The following is a 1,543-nucleotide window of genomic DNA, read 5'->3' as shown; positions in this document are numbered from 1 at the left end:
CCGGTGGAGAGTCTTTCGCAAGCCGTCGCGTTTTTCGCCGGGGAGATCGACATCGCGCCGGCGCCGAGTCGTCTGGAACAGCTGTTCGAAGAATACAGTGCCTACGATGTCGACTTCGGCGACGTCCGCGGCCAAGAAGCAGCCAAACGCGCGGTCACACTCGCCGCCGCGGGGCGGCACAATCTGATCATGATCGGCCCGCCCGGTTCGGGAAAGACGATGTTGGCCAAACGCGTGCCGACAGTTTTGCCACAACTAAGCGCCCCCGAATCGATCGAGACGACTCGGATTTACAGTGCGCTCGGTCAGCTGCCGGCCGGTCAGCCGTTGCTGGCCCGGCGTCCGTTCCGTTCACCCCATCACACGATCAGCGATGCCGGACTGGTCGGCGGCGGAAGCCCTCCGTCGCCCGGCGAAATCAGCAAAGCCCACAACGGGATCTTGTTCCTGGACGAATTGCCCGAGTTCAACCGCAAGACACTCGAAGTGATGCGTCAACCGCTCGAAGACGGCATCGTCACGATCTCCCGCGCCCTCCGCAGCACCACGTTCCCAGCGGACTTTATGCTGATCGCGGCGGCCAACCCGTGTCCCTGCGGCTACCGCAGCGATCCCCGACGCAATTGCAATTGCACGCCGCCACAAGTCGAAAAATACATGAGTCGAATCTCGGGGCCGTTGATGGACCGAATCGACATACACATCGAAGTCCCTTCGGTGCCGTTTGAAGAACTCTCGTCCTCGTCGGTCGCCGGGACATCCAGCCAAGCGATGCGTGCAGATGTTGAACGGGCTCGGCGTGTTCAAGCCGAACGCTTTGCCGACGGACCGTCGGGCGTGCGTTACAACGCCCAAATGACCAGCCGCCAAGTCCGGGAGTACTGCAGACTGGACAAGTCGTGTCAACAAATCTTGCGACACAGCGTCGAAGAGATGGGGCTTTCCGCCCGCGCCCACGACAAAATCTTACGCGTCTGCCGAACCATCGCCGACGTCGCCGGTGACGCGGATTTGAACGAGAACCATCTCGCCGAAGCGATCAATTATCGGAATCTCGATCGCGATTTGTGGGTTTAGGTAGACGGACGAGAAGGATGGCAGAATGATTCGGGGCAGAATGATGTTGTGTGGACCGACGGGAAATCACCCGCGAGGGTACTCCCATCATTCTGCCACCATCATTCTGCCACCATCATTCTGCCACCCCATCATTCTGCCAAATCGATTCTGCTTCTTATTCAGAGTCGACCCATCCTCGCAGCGTGAACTTGGAGACGAGCAGCGCGTGTTGGGTGTTGCCTCCGGATGACTTTCGCGGTACCAGATGGGGAGGTCTTGGGTTTAAACATTTTGGTGGTCAAAACAGAAGAGCCTTGCTCGGGGACGAATTCACGCCCAGCTCATTTTTTGACCAACCCATTTTTTGACCAACCCATTTTTTGACCAACCCATTTTTTGACCAACCCTGTTCGCAGCATGAGCCCTCTCTGGCGTTTGCTTGCTGCGCAAACGCCGTCTCTCCCAGAGGGAGAGAATCTAAATG

2 protein-coding genes are annotated in these 1,543 nt (G+C 58.2%); one reads left to right on the top strand and one right to left on the bottom strand.

Features of this window, described 5'->3' with window-relative positions; translation table 11 throughout:
- Window positions 1-1,077, top strand: a 1,077-nt coding sequence (locus tag ABX749_RS32480) for a YifB family Mg chelatase-like AAA ATPase (protein ID WP_372899689.1), incomplete at its 5' end; no start/stop codon positions are given.
- Window positions 1,078-1,357: 280 nt separating this feature from the next.
- Here the strand turns inward: ABX749_RS32480 and ABX749_RS32475 are convergent.
- Window positions 1,358-1,543: hypothetical protein (locus ABX749_RS32475; RefSeq protein WP_372899688.1), on the bottom strand; the 186-nt coding region annotated here is incomplete at its 5' end.

Origin of the sequence: Stieleria sp. (genome assembly GCF_041595215.1) — a bacterium.
GTDB classification, from domain to species: Bacteria; Planctomycetota; Planctomycetia; order Pirellulales; family Pirellulaceae; genus Stieleria; species Stieleria magnilauensis.
The sequence above is the reverse complement of the archived record's forward strand: the minus strand, read 5'-3'. Positions and strand labels throughout refer to the sequence as shown.